This is a genomic window from Sphingobacterium sp. Ag1 (assembly GCF_000988325.1).
Lineage (GTDB): Bacteria > Bacteroidota > Bacteroidia > Sphingobacteriales > Sphingobacteriaceae > Sphingobacterium.
This window is the reverse complement of sequence record NZ_LBGU01000018.1, coordinates 1-18,574: the sequence shown is the minus strand read 5'-3', so window position 1 is coordinate 18,574 and position 18,574 is coordinate 1. Positions and strand designations below refer to the sequence as shown.

14 protein-coding genes are annotated in these 18,574 nt (G+C 40.2%); 8 read left to right on the top strand and 6 right to left on the bottom strand.

Annotated features, from left to right (window positions below):
• Positions 1-146: 146 nt before the first annotated feature.
• The 3 genes from AAW12_RS02005 (at position 147) to AAW12_RS01995 (ending at position 4,742) form a co-directional block, all read left to right on the top strand.
• On the top strand, positions 147-2,000 hold the full coding sequence (locus tag AAW12_RS02005; RefSeq protein WP_046671955.1) for a DNA topoisomerase IV subunit B: 1,854 nt from the start codon (positions 147-149) through the stop codon (positions 1,998-2,000).
• 37 nt (positions 2,001-2,037) lie between these two features.
• The gene (gene purU, locus AAW12_RS02000) at positions 2,038-2,880 is read left to right on the top strand and encodes a formyltetrahydrofolate deformylase (RefSeq protein ID WP_046671954.1); all 843 of its coding nucleotides are present in this window, start codon (positions 2,038-2,040) and stop codon (positions 2,878-2,880) included.
• A gap of 83 nt (positions 2,881-2,963) precedes the next feature.
• Positions 2,964-4,742 carry a hypothetical protein gene (locus tag AAW12_RS01995; protein WP_046671953.1) on the top strand — a complete coding sequence of 593 codons (1,779 nt, stop codon included), beginning with the start codon at positions 2,964-2,966 and terminating at the stop codon, positions 4,740-4,742.
• A gap of 78 nt (positions 4,743-4,820) precedes the next feature.
• Here AAW12_RS01995 and AAW12_RS01990 read toward each other — a convergent pair whose 3' ends face one another.
• The 3 genes from AAW12_RS01990 to AAW12_RS01980 form a co-directional block, all read right to left on the bottom strand.
• Positions 4,821-5,726: a class I SAM-dependent methyltransferase gene (locus AAW12_RS01990; protein ID WP_046671952.1), complete on the bottom strand. Its 906-nt coding sequence runs from the start codon at positions 5,724-5,726 to the stop codon at positions 4,821-4,823.
• Between the two features lie 107 nt (positions 5,727-5,833).
• Positions 5,834-6,592, bottom strand: coding sequence for an ABC transporter ATP-binding protein (locus AAW12_RS01985; RefSeq protein ID WP_046671951.1), 759 nt, complete (start codon positions 6,590-6,592; stop codon positions 5,834-5,836).
• A gap of 9 nt (positions 6,593-6,601) precedes the next feature.
• On the bottom strand, positions 6,602-7,336 hold the full coding sequence (locus AAW12_RS01980) for an MlaE family ABC transporter permease (protein WP_046671950.1): 735 nt from the start codon (positions 7,334-7,336) through the stop codon (positions 6,602-6,604).
• 246 nt (positions 7,337-7,582) lie between these two features.
• On the opposite strand from AAW12_RS01980, the gene AAW12_RS01975 reads away from it, so the two are divergent.
• Together AAW12_RS01975 and ispG are read left to right on the top strand one after the other, a co-directional pair.
• The gene (locus tag AAW12_RS01975) at positions 7,583-8,530 is read left to right on the top strand and encodes a LiaI-LiaF-like domain-containing protein (RefSeq protein WP_046671949.1); all 948 of its coding nucleotides are present in this window, start codon (positions 7,583-7,585) and stop codon (positions 8,528-8,530) included.
• 45 nt (positions 8,531-8,575) lie between these two features.
• Complete coding sequence (gene ispG / locus AAW12_RS01970; protein ID WP_197083957.1) at positions 8,576-10,591, top strand: (E)-4-hydroxy-3-methylbut-2-enyl-diphosphate synthase; 2,016 nt, start codon at positions 8,576-8,578, stop codon at positions 10,589-10,591.
• 120 nt (positions 10,592-10,711) lie between these two features.
• Here ispG and AAW12_RS25280 read toward each other — a convergent pair whose 3' ends face one another.
• A complete protein-coding gene (locus tag AAW12_RS25280) occupies positions 10,712-11,146 on the bottom strand; it encodes a T9SS type A sorting domain-containing protein (RefSeq protein WP_053003492.1) in 435 nt (144 codons plus the stop codon).
• Positions 11,147-11,405: 259 nt separating this feature from the next.
• On the opposite strand from AAW12_RS25280, the gene AAW12_RS01960 reads away from it, so the two are divergent.
• Entirely contained in the window at positions 11,406-13,352 is a 1,947-nt protein-coding gene (locus tag AAW12_RS01960) for a KUP/HAK/KT family potassium transporter (protein ID WP_046671947.1), read from the top strand.
• Positions 13,353-13,429: 77 nt separating this feature from the next.
• On the top strand, positions 13,430-14,341 hold the full coding sequence (gene rlmF, locus AAW12_RS01955; RefSeq protein ID WP_046671946.1) for a 23S rRNA (adenine(1618)-N(6))-methyltransferase RlmF: 912 nt from the start codon (positions 13,430-13,432) through the stop codon (positions 14,339-14,341).
• An 86-nt stretch (positions 14,342-14,427) separates the two neighbouring features.
• On the opposite strand, the gene AAW12_RS01950 is transcribed toward rlmF, so the two are convergent.
• Positions 14,428-16,122, bottom strand: coding sequence for an amino acid permease (locus tag AAW12_RS01950; protein WP_046671945.1), 1,695 nt, complete (start codon positions 16,120-16,122; stop codon positions 14,428-14,430).
• An 80-nt stretch (positions 16,123-16,202) separates the two neighbouring features.
• Positions 16,203-16,886: a hypothetical protein gene (locus tag AAW12_RS01945; protein ID WP_046671944.1), complete on the bottom strand. Its 684-nt coding sequence runs from the start codon at positions 16,884-16,886 to the stop codon at positions 16,203-16,205.
• A gap of 103 nt (positions 16,887-16,989) precedes the next feature.
• On the opposite strand from AAW12_RS01945, the gene tyrS reads away from it, so the two are divergent.
• Positions 16,990-18,273 carry a tyrosine--tRNA ligase gene (tyrS, locus tag AAW12_RS01940; protein ID WP_046671943.1) on the top strand — a complete coding sequence of 428 codons (1,284 nt, stop codon included), beginning with the start codon at positions 16,990-16,992 and terminating at the stop codon, positions 18,271-18,273.
• Positions 18,274-18,574 lie beyond the last annotated feature (301 nt).

Here is an 18,574-nt window from a genome sequence, read left to right as displayed (position 1 = left end):
CTTACACTAAATGTAAACATTTCCCTGCAAACCAACAATTTTCTTCGCCAGCTCACAAACTGACGATATCTAAAAAATTTAGCCTTTTAAACTACTTATCGTAGTTTATTTTTTTTACTTTTGTTAGCTAAGTTCTACAAAAATTTATGAGTACATATAACGAAGACAGCATTAGGTCCCTGGATTGGAAAGAGCATATCCGCCTCCGTCCGGGAATGTACATTGGAAAGTTGGGGGACGGTTCGGCCTATGATGATGGTATTTATGTTTTATTGAAGGAGGTCGTTGACAACTCGATTGATGAGTTTGTTATGGGCGCAGGTAAAACCATTGATATCACGGTAAACGAAAATAAAGTTTCGGTACGCGATTATGGCCGTGGAATTCCAATTGGTTCCGTGGTTGATGTTGTTTCTAAAATCAATACGGGTGGTAAATATGATAGTAAGGCTTTCCAAAAGTCCGTCGGTTTAAATGGTGTCGGTACCAAAGCGGTGAATGCACTGTCCAGCCAGTTCACCGTCCAGTCATACCGTCAAAATATAACACGCATTGCCCAATTCTCCAAAGGAGAATTAGTCAATGATGAACAAAAAGATACCACGCAACGGAATGGTACAGCTGTAACATTCTATCCAGACGATTCTATTTTCAGAAATTACAAATACCGTCCCGAATTTGTGGAGAATATGATCTGGAACTATGTTTTTCTAAATTCAGGTCTTACGATCAACTTCAATGGCCAAAAATTTGTTTCTGAGCACGGACTAAAAGATCTGTTGGAACGAAATATTGATGCCGAATCCATGCGCTACCCAATTATCCACTTACGGGGGGATGATATTGAAATCGCGATGACTCACGGCCAGCAATATGGAGAAGAATATTATTCTTTTGTCAACGGTCAGCATACCACGCAAGGTGGAACACACCAGGCAGCCTTCCGTGAAGCACTTGTCAAAACAATCCGCGAGTTCTATAAAAAAGAATTTGATGCATCGGATATTCGCTCCTCGATCATTGGCGCCATCGCCATCAAAGTGCAGGAGCCTGTTTTTGAATCTCAAACCAAAACCAAACTAGGCTCACAGAGCGTGGGCCCTGATGGACCCACGGTAAGAGGATTCATTAATGACTTTGTCAAAAAAGCATTGGATGATTACTTGCATAAAAATCCAGCTACAGCAGATGCCCTTCAAAAACGTATCCTACAGTCTGAGCGTGAACGTAAGGATATCGCCGGCATTAAAAAACTAGCCAACGAAAGAGCGAAGAAAGCCTCTTTGCACAACCGTAAACTACGTGACTGCAAGGTGCACTTCAGCGATAAAAATGAACGTAACCAAGAAACAACCCTGTTTATCACCGAAGGGGATTCTGCATCCGGTTCCATTACCAAATCGCGCGATGTACAAACTCAGGCCGTATTCAGTCTAAAAGGAAAACCGCTAAATTCCTACGGTATGTCCAAAAAGATTGTTTATGAAAACGAAGAATTTAACCTCTTGCAACATGCGCTTAATATTGAAGACGGCCTCGATGGACTACGCTATAACAATATCGTAATCGCTACCGATGCCGACGTCGACGGCATGCACATCCGTCTGTTGTTATTGACATTTTTCTTACAGTTTTTTCCAGACCTTGTCAAAGCTGGCCACGTTTCCATCTTACAGACACCGCTTTTCCGTGTCCGCAATAAAAAGGAAACGATCTATTGCTATTCCGACGAAGAACGACAAAAAGCAATCGCAAAATTAGGCGCTAAACCTGAAATTACCCGATTCAAAGGTTTAGGTGAGATATCACCTTCCGAATTTGGATTGTTTATCGGAAAAGATATCCGTCTTGACCCGGTTATCTTGTCCAAAGACAATAAGATTCAACAGCTATTAGAATATTACATGGGCAAAAACACACCAGACCGACAAAAGCATATTGTCGAAAATCTACGTGTTGAAGTTGACCTTGAAGAAGAACTAACAAAAAAAGCGGGTTAAAATAACCCGCTTTTTTACCAACCTACAACCACCTTTCATGCACAACCAAACCTTAATTCTGATCCAATGTCAAGATGCCGTAGGATTAGTTGCCAACATTTCAAATACGCTGGCAAAATATCAACTCAATATTGTCACCATGCGCGAATATGTGGATGAAGAAGCCAACAAATTTTTCGTGCGTGTCGTGTGTAACGGTCTCGTGCCTGAGCAAAAACAGCTTTCCGATTCCCTTACCGAAGTACTTCCTCCGTCCGCTCAGATACAGATAAACCCCAATAACCGCAAAAAAATCGTCGTCCTCGTAACCAAAGAGCATCACTGCCTTGCCGATATCCTGGTACGACAACACTTCGAAACATGGGGAGCGGAAGTGCAGGCCGTAATTGGTAATTATGAATCACTACGCGCCTTTACGGAAAAGTTTGATATCCCATTTCATTGTATCTCACATGAAAACCTGACAAAGGAAACATTCGAGAAACAACTGATCGCACAAATCCAAAACTATAATTTCGATTACATCATTCTGGCGAAGTTCATGCGGATCTTATCTCCTCAGTTTGTCAGTACCTTTGAAAATAAACTGGTCAACATACACCACTCATTTCTCCCTGCTTTTATTGGTGCCAATCCGTACAAGCAGGCGCATGCAAGAGGTGTTAAGATCATCGGTGCCACAGCGCATTTCGTTACCGACCAACTCGATGAAGGCCCCATAATCGTACAGGATATACGGCATGTCAATCACACCTATACTGTAAAAGATATGATTACTGCCGGAAAAGAAATAGAGAAGGCTGTTTTAAGCCGAGCAATTCGTCTGCTTAGCGAAGATCGTGTGATGCGTAATGATTATAAAACCATTGTATTTGAATAATGATTACAATCATTTCCCGATAAAACAATCATTACTTTTTTTTAGCGTTATTCTCCATTATTTCGTAAAAGAAATATTTAAGAATGACGCATACTTTTCATATCCCCGTATTAGGCTTAGCTTTCTCCATCGACTCAGCACTTAAGGTCGGACAATACGGCATTTCTACCGTAATGTCTATTGTTGACGATGAACTAATCGAGCGCATGCGCCGCTATTACTGCGGACAATATCAAATCCCCGATCGCCCGATCGCCAAAACCGAAGAAGATTACCGGGCAAAAAGAATTACGGCCTATCTCAATCTTGTACAGTTTGTAGTGAATAAGCAAGTCGCCGCCTTGAAGCGTCAACCCTTTACCGAAAATTCGGAACTTACCAAATATTTTCAGCTCTTACCCGATTCACATCCTTCAAAACCGATTTATCATGCAATGGAAATTGAAACCAATCGCGCGATTAAAACCGAACTGCAAGATCTATTGATCAATTACGTCAAAGCGGGAGATATCGATGTTAATATTATGTCCAAGGTAGATAAAATGAATTACCAGGATGGCAACCTATTGGATCAGCGTTATTCTGATGCTTCAGCAGCCTTACGTGGTTTCGCAAATTCCACTTTACATTCCTCGCTTATCCTTTCCGCAGGAATGAATCCACACCTATATGCTTACCTCGCTGAATTACCGGCTTTCTTCCCGAATAGTGAAGGTCGTTTTGACAAAAAGGTCGTTTTGAAAGTAAGTGACTTTCGATCGGCACTCATCCAGGCAAAATATCTCGCTAAGCGCGGTGTTTGGGTGTCCGAATTCAGAATAGAATCCGGTTTGAACTGTGGCGGTCACGCTTTCGCAACCGATGGTTTCCTTCTGGGACCAATCCTTCAAGAATTTAAAGAGAAAAAAGAAAGTTTGAAAACCGAACTTTTCGAGATTTATCACGAATACTGGTCTTCCCAGGAGCGCTCAGTAACGACTCCTCCCATCATCAAATATACAGTTCAAGGCGGTGTGGGAACCGCTTCAGAACATCAGTTCTTGCTAGACTATTATGGATTCGATGCTGTAGGATGGGGATCCCCATTCCTGATGGTCCCTGAAGCAACCACAGTAGATCAAGAAACCCTGAAAGCATTGGAAACCGCCGAGCAAGAAGATTTCTACTGTAGCGGAGCATCTCCATTGGGAATTCCCTTTAACAACTTTAGACAAAGTAGCGCGGAGTACCTACGATTGGATCGTATAAAAAAAGGTCGCCCCGGTAGCCCGTGTAAAAAAGAATACCTTATTTCGAACACAGCGTTTGGGGATAAACCGATCTGCACCGCATCACGTGCCTATCAACATCAAAAAATCCAGGAACTGCAAAAACAAAACCTGTCCGCTGCAGAATACGATAAAGCCTTTGACGCTATTACAGAAAAAACCTGTCTTTGTGAAGGACTCGCAGCACCCGCCTATCTCAAGTATAATATCCAAAAGAACAAAGAACAAACAGCTGTATCCATCTGCCCAGGCCCAAATCTTGTCTGGTTCAAAAAACAATATTCTTTGCGGGAAATGATCGACCACATCTATGGCCGTATTTCAGTTTTCGAAAATGACAACAGACCCTTTGTTATGATTAATGAACTCAACCTTTATATCGATCATATTCAAAAATATGTCACCGACAATAAAAATATCATGAACGATAAAAAAATAAAATATGTAGCCAAATTCAAAGCACAATTACAAGCTGGAATAGCTTATTACAACGAACTTACCCAGCACTTATCACTTATTCCACACGACATCAGCACAGCGATACCCAGACAACTTGAATTGGCATCACTACGTTTAAAAAACATACCTATATAACCCCCTAATATAACTTTAAACAAACACGGGGCGCTTGTTTAAGCGCCCCGTGTGTTATGAGGAATCTTTTGATAAGCCTTACTTCGCTATTTTACGGAATTTACCAAATACGCCAAGTGGAAGTTTTGGTCCTGCAGTTGCCTGTAAAAACAACTCGCCTATTTCTAAGTTCTCCACTTTTGGAAAAGCCGTCTTAATTAAATTTTCAACAATAACAGAGGAAAAACCTAATGAATACGTATTTAAAATCAAGAAATGTTCTTTAGGATCCAGTAGTTGAACGACCTCAGTCATCATTTCCATAATATGGTCTTCCAATTTCCATTTCTCGCCCTTCGGTCCATGCCCGTACGCCGGGGGGTCCAAAATAATCCCATTATAGGTATTGCCTCTTTTCAGCTCACGTTTTACAAACTTCAAAGCATCTTCAACTACCCAACGAATGTTATCCAAATTGGAAATTTCCATGTTTTCATTCGCCCAGGTAACCACCTGTTTAATTGAATCTACGTGAGTTGTATCCGCACCTGCAGCTTTCGCTATTAAAGATGCTCCACCAGTATATGCAAAAAGATTTAGAACCTTCGGTTTCTCCGTCTTAAATGAACGAACAGATTCCGAAATATAGTCCCAATTTACAGCCTGCTCCGGAAATATACCAACGTGTTTAAAAGATGTCAGGCCCAATCTAAATTTGATGGCCACATCCTCATTTTTATATTCGATATGCCAACGGTCTTGGATCTTTGGATTTTTCTTCAACCATTCTCCAGAAGTAGCCGAACGACCTTTGAATTTGATATGATAACGCTTATTCCACTCCGCATCACTTAATGCCTTAGGCCATACAGCCTGAGGTTCTGGCCTGATTAAAATTAAATCACCAAAACGCTCCAGTTTTTCAAAATCACCACAGTCAATGAGTTCATAGTCCTTCCAATGCTGTGGGGTCAATAGTTGTATATGTGTTGCTGCCAAAATCAAAATTTTCCGACAAAACTAAGCTAAATTTCAATATAAAAGAAATCTGCATAATGCTAACGCAGATCAAACACATAAAATTACGCGCAATAAGGCCCTGTTCTCAACCGTTATTGACCCATAGAAGCCTTTGCACTTTTCATTAATGGGCTTGCAAAAACAAAATTGTTCAATTCCGCCACATCCGATCGCATCATATCCTTATTGGAACCTTCCCAGAATTTCTCGCCCTTATAGAGAAACAAAATATACTCACCGATTCCCATCACTGAATTCATATCATGTGTAACAACGACTGTCGTACATTTCAACTCTTGCGTAATTTTTAACACCAATTCATCAATAACAATCGATGTTTCTGGATCCAATCCCGAATTGGGTTCATCACAAAAAAGGTATTTGGGGTTCATACTAATTGCACGTGCAATTCCAACCCGCTTTTTCATCCCTCCCGAAAGCTCCGCAGGGAACAATTTATTTCTTCCCTCCAGATTAACCTGTTCCAGACAATGATTTGCCCGGTCTAATTTCTCCGATTTGGACATCTCCGTAAACATGTCCAACGAAAACATAATATTCTGTTCGACGGTCATCGAATCAAACAGGGCTGAATTTTGAAAAAGCATCCCTATTTCTTTTCGAATAGGAACACGCTCTTCAAAATTCATCCGAGTAAAATCCTTGCCATCAAAAATCACCTTTCCTTCTTCCGGTTGGTGCAGGCCCACGATACATTTCAATAAAGTACTCTTTCCCGAACCCGATCCTCCAATAATCAAACTCACCTTTCCAGGTTCGAAATTTGCACTGATACCTTTCAGCACATGGTTGTCCCCAAACGACTTGTTAATATCTTCGATTTGAATCATAAAATCTTTTTAAAGCATTAATGCGGTTATCACATAATCCGCCGCAAGAATAGTTATACAGCCAACGACAACTGCTTCCGTACTAGCTTGCCCCACTTCCAAAGCTCCCCCCTTCACATTATACCCTTTATAAGCTGATATCGAGGTAATAATAAACCCAAAAACAACAGCCTTAACAAGGGCAACAGTGACCGTAAAACCGTTGAAGCCATCTTGAATTCCTAAAATATAATCCGCCTGTGTCACAGCTCCCGAAAGGGATCCACCTAACAAACCACCCACCAAGGCGCACACGATGGAAATAATAACCAACATCGGAATCATGGTGATACCCGCCAATATCTTGGGTAATATCAAATAACCAGGAGCATTGATCCCCATAATTTCCAAAGCATCAATCTGCTCTGTAACACGCATGGATCCAATCTGTGAAGATATAGACGACCCAATTTTCCCCATTAAGACCAATCCCGAAATCGTTGGCCCCAATTCCAAAATATTTGAATCCCGGTTGATCGAACCTATAATAGAATTTGGGATCAAGTCGGAAACCATCTGAAAGGCAATTTGCATCGTCATAACAGCTCCAATGAAGGTGGAAATAATAACGATAAGCCCAAGAGATCCTATACCAATATCGGTCATTGCCAATACGGTTTCCTTCCAATAAATTCGACCTTTCTCCGGTCTTTTAAAAACTGATTTCAGGAGTATGAGGTATGCACCAATGTGATGAAAGATCATATAATCTATTTAATTTCAATGTAATACGCCAATTCAACGGCTATACTGAGCCAAGCTATCCATTAAAGGTAATTAATTCCAGCAAATATATAAACAAGCAAAAACCCAAAAAGTATACGAAAAACGAAATTACTTACCGATCAATTAGTCACATTTACCGATTTTTTATGTATAATAGCCTAAACATTCATACGGTATCTCCCAAAGCGACTTACTTTTGAGATATATTAACAAACGGAATTAGTTATGAATACACGAAGAATAACAACTGGTATCACCATTCTCTTTATAGGAGTTGTCTTATTATTATCACAGCTCGACACGATTTCTTTCAACTGGGCAGGTATTTTTAGATACTGGCCGCTGTTTATTGTGCTTGCCGGAATTCGTATGCTGGTACCCAAAGACCAACAGATTGGACAGTTTGTCGCCATCGGTTCTACCGTCGTAATTTTAGGCTTTTTGACTTACATAGGGCTGTCTACACCAAAGGAACCACTTTTAACACAGCTTTTAAAAAGTAAAGGCGTCAACATCAATGTCGACGATCCCAACGATAAAACAAATTATACAACAGAAAAATTAAACGTCCCGCTAGACGATAAAATCCATAGTGCTACTTTAAACCTCGATTTGGGGGCAACTTCATTAAGAAATGATAGCAGCACTACTTCAGAAATCTTCTCGGCATTTAACACATCAAAAGAATATCTACTGGGCATAACTGTACATGGAGAATCTGCAGACAAATTAGATATCAACCTAAAGGGAAAATTCAAAGACAAGGATTTTAACAGCAAAAACAACAATACGTTTATCGCTTTAAACCCCAACATCCTATGGAATCTGAATTTTGATGTAGGTGCAATTGATGCCAGGTTGGATCTTTCACCCTACAAGATAGAAACATTGGACATCGATGCTGGAGCGACTAGCCTAAAGTTAAAATTAGGTCAACCGCTGGCAACAACTAAAATTTCCATGGATGCCGGAGCCTCCTCTATTGAAATCTCCATCCCAAAAAATGCGGCCTGCCGTATTACAAGTGACAATGCATTATCCTCGACAGATTATGAGGGTGATTTACTAAAAAGTGAAGGCGAAGTAAAATCGACAAATTACGACTCTGCTGCTCAAAAATTCGATTTCGACATCAACGGTGGCATCGCGTCAATAAAAATTAGAAGATATTAATTGACACCCAATTTTTAGTCAAGAAAAGCTAACTTTGTGTTAGATATGGACACAAGTAATATGTTGACATTACCTGGAATCTATTGCAATTCCAAGGTAGATTATTCGAGATGGAAAACAAGGGAAATTCAGATCGGTGATATTCCCATGGGTGGCGATAATCCCATTCGTATTCAAAGTATGACTACGGTAGATACAATGGATACGATGGGCTCAGTTGAGCAGACCATTCGAATGGTAGAGGCGGGCTGCGAATACGTTCGTATTACCGCTCCAAGTATTAAAGAAGCACAAAATTTAGCTAACATAAAAAATGAACTTCGCAGAAGAGGCTATAAGGTCCCTTTAGTCGCTGATATTCATTTTACACCAAATGCTGCCGAGGTCGCTGCGCGTATCGTCGAGAAAGTAAGGGTCAATCCCGGTAACTATGCAGACAAGAAGAAATTTGATCAGCTATCTTATACCGATGCTGAATACAAGCGCGAGTTAGATCGCATCTATCAAAAATTCACTCCGCTCGTAAATATCTGTAAGGAAAATGGTACCGCCATGCGTATTGGTACCAACCACGGCTCGCTTTCGGATAGGATCATGAGTCATTATGGTGACACCCCGGAAGGGATGGTCGAATCTGCCATGGAGTTTATCCGGATGTGTGAAGATCTGAGTTTCTACAATCTCTGTATCTCCATGAAATCGTCCAATCCGCAGGTCATGGTTAAAGCCTATCGATTGCTGGTCGAAAAAATGGTTTCCGAAAACATGAATTATCCCCTACATCTCGGTGTAACTGAAGCTGGAGACGGTGAAGATGGTCGTGTAAAATCTGCCGTTGGTATCGGAACGCTTTTGGAAGATGGACTGGGCGATACTGTACGTGTATCATTAACCGAAGAGCCTGAACGGGAAGCTCCAGTTGCTATAGCAATTGTCAATAGATATAGCAAAAGAAAGGCAAACATCGCGAGTCAGCCCAAACAAGAGATTGTTCAGCTCTCTCCGGAGACACCTCATATTCCTTATGCCAGCCAAGAAGTAAATACTTTCATCGGTGGCTCTTTGGTCCCAAGGATTGTGGTCGACATTTCTAAGGAAAATCTGAAAGACGCTCAGATCCTTACCAAAGTAGGCTATCGCTATGATATTCTATTAGATAAATACCACATGGGTGAGCAGTCGGTAGACTTTGTTTATCTCGCAGACAGTTTACCATCCTTTACGATGCCGGCAAATCTGAAGCAAGTATATAACTATAATACTTGGTCAAAACTTACCGATCAAACCAATATTCATCCCCTCTTTACCTTAGACGAATTCGTCAAGTCAGATACAGACAATAGGGATAAAGTCCTGAATATGGTCAAAATCTCTAATTCGGACCTATTAACCCCATTGTTTGAATCCTTACAGCTAGACAAAACTGCCGTATTTATACTAGAAACCGATTACTTGCACGGTATGGCAGATCAAAGACAGTTTTTTCGAAATCTGCAGGAAATCGGCATCGACAATCCCGTCATTATCAAACGTTCTTATTTGCCAGAAGATTTCTCAGGGCCCATTGGTGATTTTATGAATCCCGAGGAACCGATATCAAAAATACAGCTGTATGCTTCTACAGATCTAGGCGCATTATTAATCGATGGTTTAGGTTCAGGAATTTGGATTGACTCTCCGGCAACGGCATTGGAAAATATCGCCTCACTTTCGTTCGGAATTTTACAGGCGACACGATCCAGAATATCCAAGACAGAATATATTTCCTGTCCAAGCTGTGGCAGAACCTTATTTGATCTCCAAGAAACCACGCAGATGATCCGAAGCCGTACCAATCACTTAAAAGGTTTAAAAATTGGAATCATGGGCTGTATTGTTAATGGCCCTGGAGAAATGGCAGATGCAGACTATGGTTATGTTGGGGCGGGCCCTGATAAAGTGACATTATATAGAGGTCAGCAGGTGGTTAAGAAAAATGTGAGTTCAGCCCATGCCTTAGATGAATTGATCAAGATCATTCAAGATGATGGACTGTGGATCGAAGAACTACAACAAGACTAAAATTAACAGATCAAGCCATACATAAAACAGCAAAGGGAATCAAATGATTCCCTTTGCTGTTTTATGTATATGTGTAAACTTACCTTACAAGTTACCTTTTTATCATAATATGTTACATTCTTATCGAACAGAAAATCTTTTCACCACAGTTTCAGAACCAGCAACTACCCGTACAAAATAAAACCCTGTCGTTAATTTTCCGCCATGCTCAAAGGAAAGATTTTGAATTCCTGAATCTAGATTACCATTCATTAATTGGAGAATCTCATTGCCCAATGCATCCATTACTTTGATAGACACACTCGACGATTTTGCCAATTTAAAAGAAAGATTTATCTGTTCCGCAATCGGATTGTAGAAAACCTTTACATTATTGATAAGTTTCTCTGTCTCCTTGATGTTATTATCTTCTCCGAATGCCTCACCGCCGTTCCAAATATGTTGCGAAATAGTATGGTCATAAGGAGACTTTGCATACACCCGAGCCACTCCGTTGCACCATGTCAGTGCGGATATAAGTGTTAAACAAGCTGCTTTAAGTAGATTTCTCCCCATAGTGTTAAATTAGACTTCAAATACTGGTTACGGTTTAATCAAATATAACGCTAACTATTTGAATTATCAACAACAAAGTTAGTATTTTGTTTAAAAGTTTTTCAGCAAATAGATTCATTCTAAGTTTCTTTTAACAAATTTTAACAGCTCTTGCGCATGTCAAAGTAAATGCTAAAATTTGGCGCAGGAAATGTACCTACTTAAAGTACAGGCAAAAAGTATATTTTTGCAGTATATTTTGAAATAAAATAATTGATAAATGGCAGACAACAGTCATCACAACAGTATCAATAAGGTGAGTTTCGCCGGATTATTGATCAGTTTAGGAATCGTTTTTGGAGATATCGGAACTTCTCCATTGTATGTTTTCAAAGCAATCATGGGACAAGGAGCCATTCAAAAAGACTTAGTCTTGGGCGGACTATCCTGTGTTTTTTGGACACTGACCCTTCAGACAACAGTAAAGTATGTTTGGATTACACTCCGGGCGGACAATAAAGGTGAAGGCGGTATCCTATCCCTTTATTCCTTGGTACGCAAGCGTGCTCCTTGGTTAATTTTCCCGGCGATGATCGGTGCAGCGACCTTATTAGCAGACGGAATGATCACCCCTGCCATCACAATATCCTCGGCTATTGAAGGTTTGGATCTCAAATTCCCAGGATTACCTACAGTACCTATCGTAGTTACGATTATCTCGCTATTGTTTATTATTCAACGATTTGGAACATCTGTAGTAGGAAAGGTTTTTGGCCCATTGATGACCATCTGGTTTACAATCATTGGTGTAATCGGTTTATCTCATCTTCACCTTGCACCAGAAGTAATGAAAGCAATAAATCCCTATTATGCTTTCCATATTTTGATTACCTACCCCCATTCACTATTACTGATCGGTGCCGTATTCTTGTGTACTACAGGTGCCGAAGCATTGTATTCGGATATGGGACACTGTGGTAAAAACAATATCCGCATCAGCTGGATCTACGTAAAAATCACACTTATACTAAATTATTTCGGACAAGGAGCCTGGTTATTGACACAGGAAGGACGTGTCCTTGGAGGTGAAAATCCGTTCTACTCCATCATGCCCGATTGGTTTATCGGTTACGGTATCGCCATTGCGACGATTGCAGCGGTCATCGCCAGTCAAGCCATGATATCCGGATCTTATACCCTAATTTCGGAAGCAGTACGGTTAAATATATGGCCTAAAGTGGCTATCCGTTACCCCAGTGAACATAAGGGACAGTTGTATGTACCATCCATCAATTTAATTTTATGGGTCGGTTGTATGATTGTCATCTGGGTTTTTGAAGAATCAAGTCGAATGGATGCAGCCTATGGTCTTGCGATCAATTTAACGGTATTGATGACCACGATCTTGATGGGATACTTCCTCGCCATGAAAAAAGTCAACCGTGTACTAATTGCGGTATTTTTGATTGCTTATTTTGTTATTGAACTAACTTTCTTAATAGGAAATGGTGTCAAAATAGCCCATGGTGGTTGGCTGACCCTTCTGCTTGCAACTGCGCTATATATAACAATGTATTGCTGGTACACGGCGCGAAAAATTAAAAATCGTTTTGTTAACTTCATTAACATCAATAAATACTACCCTATAATCTCCGAATTGAGCGAGGACAAATCGGTCCCCCCTTATGCATCACATTTGGTCTATCTGACAAGTGCAAATTTCAAATCCGAGATAGAGGCTAAAATTATTTATTCAATTATTAATAAAAAGCCAAAGCGTGCGGATGTATATTGGCTGGTCCACGTTGATGTGATGGATCATCCACATACAAAAGAATATTCAATCGATCAGCTTATCCCAGGTAAATTAATACGGGTTGATTTTAAACTTGGCTTTAGAGAGGAACAGCGCATCAGTCTACTATTCAGAAAAGTAGTTGAGGAAATGGTGAAAAAAGGTGAGATTGACATCACCAGTCAATACGACACCCTACGTAAACACAATATTCCCGGTGACTTTAAGTTTGTTGTTTTGGAAAAAGTACTCTCCAAAACCAATCAGATGACATGGATAGAAAAAGTAATTATGGACATCTATGGTTACCTCAAAAAAATGAGTTTGTCCGAAGAAAAAGGTTTCGGTTTAGATTCAAGCTTTGTTACAATTGAACGGGTTCCGCTCAATTTTCCACAGACTTCAGAGGTCCATCTCATACGGAAAGATTAAGACTCCTCAAGGTGATGCTCAAGCATCACCTTTTTTATTCAATAGAATTGCATTACTTTTGTTGCAAATAATACATCATGGCAGACGCTAATCCAAAAAAGAAATTACATCCTAGAAATAGACATCTCGATAACTACAATTTTGAAGAATTGAGCAAAGTGGAACCTTCGCTCAAAGATTTTGTTATAGAAAATGCATATAAAGTAAAGTCCATCGATTTTAACAACCCCGATGCTGTTAAAACGTTAAACAAGGCACTTCTAAAAAAATATTACCACATTCAACACTGGGATATCCCCAAAGAGAATCTTTGCCCCCCTATTCCGGGCCGGGCAGATTATATTCATTATATCGCAGACGTTCTTGCAAGGGACAATAATGGTGAAATTCCAAAAGGCGGAAATATACATGTCCTCGACATCGGTGTTGGTGCAAATTGTATCTACCCCATCATAGGACATCAGGAGTATGGATGGAGCTTTGTCGGATCTGAAATTATCAAGAGCGCATACAAAAATGCGATCGAGATCACACGGACAAATATGAGCTTAAAAAAGAGCATACAAATCCGTCTTCAAAATAACCCGAAAGCCATATTCAAAGATATTATTCTTCCAGGTGAGAAATATGATGTGGTGATCTGTAATCCCCCATTTTTTAGCTCTCAAACCGAGGCTCTACAGCAATCTATCCGTAAGACCACAGGTATTAAAGACGCTAAAATAAACGAAAAACCTGTCACACAGGCATTTTCTGGACAAGGAAGCGAGTTGTGGTGTGATGGTGGTGAAAAAGCGTTCTTGTCACGCATGATCTTTGAAAGCCAATTTCACAAAGATCAAGTAAAATGGTTCACAACATTAGTTGCCCACCGTGAAGACATTCGCTTTCTACAGCACAAACTAAAGAAAATAGACGTAAAAGAGAGCGAAGTGATCCGCATGGAACAAGGCAATAAGGTAAGCCGAATCCTTTTGTGGAGATTCTAAGACGTCATGATATTCAAAGAAAAGGAGCTATCTTTTATCAGATAGCTCCTTTTCTTTGATCCATTATTGTACAAGATCTCTCCTAACTATACTTGTGGCTGTTTATTTAATTTCGAATGCTTATAGCCATACATAAAATATACAGCCAATCCAATCACAAGCCAGATCACAAATATTATCCAGTTACTTGCCCCCAGTTCAGTCATTAAATACAGATTGATCAGGATACCAACGACAGGCAATAGAGAAAAGTTCATTTTAAAGCTATAAATACCCAATCCAAGCCACGTTAACCAAAATATAATGACCAACATTTTATGTTCTAGAATTTCAAGGATGGTAAGCGATTTCCACTCCTCTACCGTCTCCTGCGCATAGCTAAAAATAAACACAATAGCAATCAGTAGCCCTGCACCAACCAAATACTTACCGTTGATGTAAGGAACTTTAAATTTGGATTTTGCCGATAAGCCCGAATAATCCATATACAATACACCAGCACACACAAGGATGAAGGCAAAAAAGGTACCGACGCTCGTTAGATCCACAAAGAAATCCATTTTAAAAAATAACGAAGGGATAGCAACCACCAAACCCGTTACAATAGTCGCAAATGAAGGTGTTTTATATTTTGGGTGGATGGTCGCAAATTTTTTCCACAACAAACCATCCCGACTCATCGTCATCCAGATTCTTGGTTGCGCCAATTGATACACCAGCAAGGCACTGGTGATGGCAATCACAGAGGTCACCGATATAATTCCGGCCATATGGTCAAAGCCCACATATTTAAACACGAAAGCAAGCGGATCCTTCACATTTAATTCGGTGTAATTAACCATCCCCGTCAAGACCAAGGTAATAGCGACATACAACACTGTACAAATCAATAGACAATAAATCATGGCCTTAGGCAGATCGCGCTGTGGGTTTTTACACTCTTCGGCAGTTGTGGAGATCGAATCGAATCCGATAAATGCAAAGAAAACCGCGGCCACACTCCCAAGTACACCTTTGAGGCCGTTCGGCGCAAAAGGTGTCCAATTTTCAGGTTTGACGAAAAAGATACCCCCAAAAATTACGGCCAAGATAATCGCTACCTTGATCATAACCATGATCATACTCGCTTTCTGCGACTCTTTGATTCCGATATAGACCAACCAAGTAACCAAAAATGTAATAATTCCTGCTGGTAAATCGAAAATAATAGGCATTCCCCCTATTCGCGGTGCACTATTAAAAGCATCCAGACCATGCTGGTCGATTGCGGTCAAGGCCGCCGCACCATGTTGGTTCATCTTCTCTACAGCATCATACGCATAGCCTGGTGCCATGGACAACCAAGCCGGTATGTGAAGTCCAAAACCTTCCAGCATAGAGACAAAATACTGTGACCAGGAAATAGCAATAACCGTATTGGAAACAGCATACTCCAAGACCAATGCCCAACCTATAATCCATGCAAACAACTCGCCAAAGGCCACATAAGCGTATGTATATGCTGAGCCCGAAACAGGAACTGTACTGGCAAATTGGGCATAGGCCAATGCCGTAAAAACACAGGCAAAAGCCGTAAAAACGAAGAGAAGTGATACCGCTGGTCCACCTTCATAACTCGCCAATCCAATTGTGCTGAAGATTCCAGCCCCTACAATAGCGGCGATACCCAACGAAACCAGATCTGTTACCCCCAATACCTTTGCAAGGCCTGTCCCCCCCTCTTTTTGGGTGTCATGCAGAATCTGATCAACACTTTTCTTCCGAAAAAGTCTATGTGACATGTAAATTTAGTTTTTGATACTTAAAATTATGCGAAAATAAATATTTTCAAGGTCTTATACTATTGGTATTTTCTGTTGGACTAATTAAAGTCCACCAGCTCATAGTGAATATACTGGTAAATTTCCTGATAATCGGTCATCTGCGTATGTAAATAGGATATCAGCTGTTCTGTCAAAAGCTGTCTTTGCTCCGCTGAAACTTCAAATTGCCACAATCGCTTACAAATATTGAAAAGGGCGCCCGCAATTTTTTCCACCTGTGCATAGTCATAAATATACTTCCACTCAATAAATTGATGATAGAACTTTTCAAACTTAGGAATATCATTCAGTTGATTAATTTTCAAAAACTTCCGAACAGCATCATCATTGACATGCATTAGCGCAGCATAGAATTTATCGATGGAGACCGCTTTATTTTGTGTCAGGATATGATCCAGCAATAGCTCCAACGCAATATGAGCCATAAAAGACGGTCGTATGGGGAGTCCAGCTAAACTAGACTGGATTTTTAGTTTTAGTTGATGTGTATGATGAAAAAAGTAAGGTGAATTGTGAAACAGGCGATCGACCTCGATATGACGATTCCAACCTATATACAATTGCTCCAGTAAGGGATTGTCCAAGAGCTCATCTTCATACTGACGCGGTTTTAGCATAAAGGATTTATCCGCATTTTTTAATAGATCGGGTAACAATCCACCCACCATACGTTCGGGATTGGTTGCAAACCGCTCAAAATAGAAATGTGATAAAAAATTCATACCAGCTTATTAGCGTGTGCTTTTATAGGAAATTATTCGCTCAATATACGCTTAATCTCCTATCTTTGCATCTTGTAAATTAAAAAATTAAATCCATTTAACAATGAGCTTTGTAGAAGAATTACGTTGGAGAGGCATGTTGCAAGATATTATGCCAGGCACTGAGGACTTACTGAATAAAGAAAAAGTCGCTGGTTATATCGGCTTTGATCCCACAGGCGACTCTCTACACGTAGGACACCTGACGCAAATCATGACGTTGATCCATTTCCAAAATGCGGGACACAAACCAGTTGCTCTGGTTGGCGGAGCGACAGGAATGATCGGAGACCCTTCTTTCAAATCTGCAGAGCGTAACTTGTTGGACGAAGCTACGCTACAGCATAATGTAGCTTGTCTGAAAAAACAGTTAGGCAAATTTCTTGAGTTTGGAGAAGGTGAAAATGATGCCCAAATGGTTAATAATTACGACTGGTTCAAAGACTTTAAATTTCTGGATTTTATTCGTGATATCGGTAAAATGATTACCGTTAACTATATGATGGCAAAAGATTCTGTAAAAAAACGTCTGGAAGGCGACAACGGTCTTTCATTTACAGAGTTTACCTATCAATTGATTCAAGGTTATGACTTCTACTACCTTTGGAAGCACCACAACTGTAAAGTTCAAATGGGTGGCTCCGATCAATGGGGTAATATTGTAACAGGAAGCGAAATGATTCGTCGCCAAGATCAGGGAACAGCCTATGCCATCACCACACAATTAATCAAAAAAGCCGATGGTCAGAAGTTTGGCAAGACCGAATCTGGTGCCGTATGGTTAGATCCAAAGAAAACCTCTCCGTATAAATATTACCAATTTTGGTTGAATACATCAGATGATGATGCCAAAAACTGGATCAAAATTTTTACACTCAAACCTCAGAACGAAATAGAGTCCATTATTGCAGAACATGATGCAGCGCCACACTTACGTTTAGTTCAAAAGGCATTGGCAAAAGATATCACCATTCGTACCCACTCCGAAGAAGCCTATGAAACTGCGATCAAAACTTCTGAATTTCTTTTTGGAAATGGCTCTTTAGAATTCTTGAACAACTTAGATCACGAGGCTGTTCTAGAGGTATTTGAAGGCATTCCTCAGTTTCAGGTCGCTAAAGCGGACCTCGAAGCAGGCATCAATATTCTTGATTTACTAGCTGTTCAGACACAGGTATTCCCTTCCAAAGGGGAAGCCCGCAAAATGCTTCAGGGCGGTGGCGTTTCTATCAATCGAGAAAAAGCAACTGATATTGAAGAGTCAATTACGGAAAATCACCTTGTAAACAATAAATACATTGTTGCACAACGCGGTAAAAAGAATTACTACTTGATTATCGCAGATTAATAATCAGCAGTATTCAGATTTAATTAATCCATAAACATAAAAAAGTCCCTATTGAACAAATCAAAAGGGACTATATTATGTTTATCCCAAGCTCTGCTTCCTCCGTTGAAGAAATCGGTTCGGTTATTTTAATAGTTTTTCAAATGCCTTACGTGATGCGCCTCTAAAATGTACCTCCCCACTATAATGATAACCAAACTTTTCAAACACATGCAACATACCTCCATTGTCAAAATTAGTATCCACCTTGATACTATAAACGCCGTGATCAACTGCGATCTCCACCACTCCGGACATAATA

Coding starts and splice junctions, on each gene's coding strand:
- AAW12_RS01945 (WP_046671944.1), bottom strand. CDS start 16,886: ATGAATTTTTTATCACATTTCTATTTTGAGCGGTTTGCAACCAATCCC.
- AAW12_RS01985 (WP_046671951.1), bottom strand. CDS start 6,592: ATGATTCAAATCGAAGATATTAACAAGTCGTTTGGGGACAACCATGTG.
- AAW12_RS01980 (WP_046671950.1), bottom strand. CDS start 7,336: ATGATCTTTCATCACATTGGTGCATACCTCATACTCCTGAAATCAGTT.
- AAW12_RS01975 (WP_046671949.1), top strand. CDS start 7,583: ATGAATACACGAAGAATAACAACTGGTATCACCATTCTCTTTATAGGA.
- AAW12_RS01995 (WP_046671953.1), top strand. CDS start 2,964: ATGACGCATACTTTTCATATCCCCGTATTAGGCTTAGCTTTCTCCATC.
- AAW12_RS02005 (WP_046671955.1), top strand. CDS start 147: ATGAGTACATATAACGAAGACAGCATTAGGTCCCTGGATTGGAAAGAG.
- tyrS (WP_046671943.1), top strand. CDS start 16,990: ATGAGCTTTGTAGAAGAATTACGTTGGAGAGGCATGTTGCAAGATATT.
- purU (WP_046671954.1), top strand. CDS start 2,038: ATGCACAACCAAACCTTAATTCTGATCCAATGTCAAGATGCCGTAGGA.
- rlmF (WP_046671946.1), top strand. CDS start 13,430: ATGGCAGACGCTAATCCAAAAAAGAAATTACATCCTAGAAATAGACAT.
- AAW12_RS01960 (WP_046671947.1), top strand. CDS start 11,406: ATGGCAGACAACAGTCATCACAACAGTATCAATAAGGTGAGTTTCGCC.
- ispG (WP_197083957.1), top strand. CDS start 8,576: ATGGACACAAGTAATATGTTGACATTACCTGGAATCTATTGCAATTCC.
- AAW12_RS01950 (WP_046671945.1), bottom strand. CDS start 16,122: ATGTCACATAGACTTTTTCGGAAGAAAAGTGTTGATCAGATTCTGCAT.
- AAW12_RS25280 (WP_053003492.1), bottom strand. CDS start 11,146: ATGGGGAGAAATCTACTTAAAGCAGCTTGTTTAACACTTATATCCGCA.